This window comes from Mesobacillus sp. (genome assembly GCF_047739415.1).
Lineage (GTDB): Bacteria > Bacillota > Bacilli > Bacillales > Cytobacillaceae > Mesobacillus.
This window is the reverse complement of record NZ_JBIQOE010000260.1, coordinates 1-3,332: the sequence shown is the minus strand read 5'-3', so window position 1 is coordinate 3,332 and position 3,332 is coordinate 1. Positions and strand designations below refer to the sequence as shown.

Here is a 3,332-nt window from a genome sequence, read left to right as displayed (position 1 = left end):
CCCTGTATCCTCAAAACCTGTCACAATAACCAGCTTTTCTTGACAGCCTCAGCCTCTTCTTCGGAAAGGCATGAAAAAAGCGCAAGCTCCTTGGTCAGCCTAGACCGTATATAAAAGTAATCAGAAACAAGAGTAGGCTTGCCGCATGGCAAGCCTGAAATCCCTTATAAAAATCAATCAAACAATGTGCTGACTGATTGCTCTTCGTGGACGCGGATAATCGCTTCCCCAATCAATGGAGCAACAGACAGCTGATCGATTTTGTCAATGCGCTTTTCTTCCGGAAGCGCGATTGTATTTGTCACAACCAGTTCTTTGATTTTGGAGTTTTCGATACGCTCAATTGCAGGACCTGACAATACAGGGTGTGTACAGCAAGCGTAAACTTCAAGTGCCCCATTTTCAACTAAAGCATTTGCAGCTAATGTAATTGTTCCAGCTGTATCGATGATATCATCAATCAGGATTGCGATCTTGCCTTCGATATTACCAACGATATTCATGACTTCAGCAACATTCGGCTTCGGACGGCGCTTATCAATGATTGCGATTGGCGCCTTTAGTCTTTCAGCCATTTTTCTTGCACGAGTAACACCGCCATGGTCTGGAGAAACGATGACGACATCTCCATTTAGTTCCTTGCTGTTGAAGTGGTCAGCAAGAATTGGCACTCCCATCAAGTGATCGATTGGTATGTCGAAGAATCCCTGGATTTGCGGAGCGTGAAGATCGAGCGTGATCACGCGAGTTGCACCAGCTGTTTCGAGCAGGTTCGCCACAAGCTTAGCCGTGATTGGCTCACGCGCGCGTGCTTTACGGTCTTGACGCGCATAACCGTAATAAGGCATAACAATATTGATTGTTTTAGCTGATGCACGCTTTAATGCATCGATCATGATCAGTAATTCCATGATGTTTTCATTTACTGGAGAGCTAGTTGACTGGATGACATACACATCGCAGCCACGGATGCTTTCTTCAATGTTAATCTGGATTTCTCCGTCGCTGAACTGGGATACAGAGCATTTCCCTAGCTCTACCCCGATTACCTTCGCGATTTCCTGGGCAAGTTCAACATTTGAGTTAAGTGAAAAAACCTTCAAATTTGGGTCAAGATACTGGTTTGACATTATGGACCTCCAAGACTCTTATTTCTTTACGTTCATTTTCCCTACATAATCTTCTTTGTTGACTTGACGAGCACGCGCAAGCGCTAGTGCTTCACCTGGAACATCTTCCGTGATCGTGGAACCGGCTGCTACATATGCACCTTTCCCAATCGTCACTGGTGCAACAAGATTGGAATTACAGCCGATGAATACGCCATCTTCAATCTTGGTCAAGAACTTGTTTTTGCCATCATAATTCACTGTGATCGAGCCGCAGCCGATATTCACATCAGCGCCGACTTCTGCATCACCGATATAGCTTAGGTGGGAAGCCTTGCTTCCTTTGCCAAATACCGCTTTTTTAATTTCGACAAAATTGCCGATCTTCACTTCATCATGGATATCAGAATCTGGCCTGATATGCGCGAAAGGCCCAATATTGACTTCAGAGCCAATCTTGCTGTCAAAGGCAGCTGATTGGCGGATAACCGTATTGTTTCCAATTTCGCAGTTACTGATTTCAGTATTTGGTCCAATCTGGCATTCAGAACCGATGACTGTGCTGCCAGAAAGTGTTGTTCCCGGGAAAATAACCGTATCCTGTCCAACCTTCACATCCGGTCCAATATACGTGTTATCAGGATCAATAATCGATACGCCATTGCGCATATGATACTCGTTGATCCGCTTTTTCATCGTGCGTTCAGCTTCCGCAAGAGCCACGCGGTCATTGACGCCAAGTGTCTCAGCAAAGCTATCCGTCACATATGCAGAAACGATTTCGCCCTGGTTTTTCAGGATCTCGATGACATCCGGAAGATAGTATTCTCCCTGGACATTATCGTTTGATACATTTTGAATCGCATCGAATAACATTTTGTTGTCGAAGCAATATGTACCAGTGTTGATTTCATTGATGCTTCTTTCCTGTTCGCTCGCATCCTTATGCTCAACGATTTTTTCAACAAAACCTTCCGCGTTCCTGACAATCCTGCCATAGCCAGTTGGATCCTCAGCTCTCGCAGTCAGGATAGTTGCTTTGGCGTCTGTCTCTTCATGATGTTTGAAAAGAGCCTCCATTGTGTCACCCTTGATCAGCGGAGTATCACCACAGACCACGATTGTGACTCCCTCTTTGTCTGCAAGCATGTCCCCTGCCTGCTGCACAGCATGAGCTGTACCCAGTTGTTCAGCCTGAAGGGCATACTGGCTGTCCTCACCTAGCTGATCTTTCACTTTTTCTGCTCCATGACCGACAATGGTCACAATTTCGTTTATATTAAGACTTTTCACCTGGTCAATTACATGCTGTACCATTGGCTTGCCGCATACAGGGTGAAGTACCTTATACAATTTGGACTTCATTCTTGTTCCCTGACCGGCTGCTAAAATGATTGCATAACGATTAGACATTAGCAGGCCTCCAATTTACCTTTTTATCCATTACGAATATATCTTAAATAGCCGGCCATTTCAAGAATAGAAGAACAAGTACAATTATTTGTCAGTTTAGGGGGGAGAGTATTAAGCGAAAAGCGGAGGCGACCGCCCAACTCCGACAAGCGCTGGAGCTAGACAATTATTATAAAAGAAGTTTTTTAAAAAAAGAGGTTTAAGAGGGGACGAACCGGGGAAATAAAAAAGAGCCTAACTTAAGCAGCAGGCTCTTGATGTTATACACTTATATATTCTAGGAAGCGCCAGCTTCTTCGAATTCGACTTCTAATTCACCTAAACGGTGGTACTCTGCCAAAACAGCATCCTGGATTTTTCCGCGTGTACCCGAATTGATCGGATGCGCGATATCACGGAACTCGCCATCTGGAGTGCGTTTACTTGGCATTGCAACAAATAGGCCGTTGTTTCCATCAATCACCCTGATATCATGGACAACAAACTCGTTGTCAAGCGTGATGGAAGCGATCGCTCTCATCCGTCCATCTGTATTAACGCGGCGTAATCTTACGTCAGTTACTTCCATTCTGTTCACCACCTTTACAAATAGATAAAATTCTAGTTAAATAATTCCACGTTGAAATCAAATCTCCTTCTTTTACAAGAAAATTTTTTTGAAAAAATAGGGCGAATTTATGAACATTTCCATTTTGAAAGCCTTTTTATAGCTTAAAATCCTTTAAAATAGGCTTTTTTGGCTATTGACGAGTAAAAAAAACGTCTCTGAAAAGTTATTACTTTTTTATCTCTTTCTGAGATCCTATACAG

General features: G+C 43.6%; 3 protein-coding genes. All 3 read right to left on the bottom strand.

What is annotated here, in order from left to right:
* Positions 1 to 173: 173 nt before the first annotated feature.
* The 3 genes from ACH0QE_RS20155 to spoVG all read right to left on the bottom strand — a co-directional run bounded on the left by ACH0QE_RS20155 (position 174) and on the right by spoVG (position 3,090).
* Entirely contained in the window at positions 174 to 1,130 is a 957-nt protein-coding gene (locus tag ACH0QE_RS20155; RefSeq protein WP_415802255.1) for a ribose-phosphate diphosphokinase, read from the bottom strand.
* Between the two features lie 18 nt (positions 1,131 to 1,148).
* Positions 1,149 to 2,522: a bifunctional UDP-N-acetylglucosamine diphosphorylase/glucosamine-1-phosphate N-acetyltransferase GlmU gene (glmU, locus tag ACH0QE_RS20150; protein ID WP_415802254.1), complete on the bottom strand. Its 1,374-nt coding sequence runs from the start codon at positions 2,520 to 2,522 to the stop codon at positions 1,149 to 1,151.
* Positions 2,523 to 2,799: 277 nt separating this feature from the next.
* Complete coding sequence (gene spoVG, locus ACH0QE_RS20145) at positions 2,800 to 3,090, bottom strand: septation regulator SpoVG (protein WP_023613316.1); 291 nt, start codon at positions 3,088 to 3,090, stop codon at positions 2,800 to 2,802.
* Between the last annotated feature and the right edge of the window lie 242 nt (positions 3,091 to 3,332).

Excerpts from the sequence above, each read along its gene's own strand:
- ACH0QE_RS20155 (WP_415802255.1), bottom strand. The coding sequence starts at position 1,130 with ATGTCAAACCAGTATCTTGACCCAAATTTGAAGGTTTTTTCACTTAAC.
- glmU (WP_415802254.1), bottom strand. The coding sequence starts at position 2,522 with ATGTCTAATCGTTATGCAATCATTTTAGCAGCCGGTCAGGGAACAAGA.
- spoVG (WP_023613316.1), bottom strand. The coding sequence starts at position 3,090 with ATGGAAGTAACTGACGTAAGATTACGCCGCGTTAATACAGATGGACGG.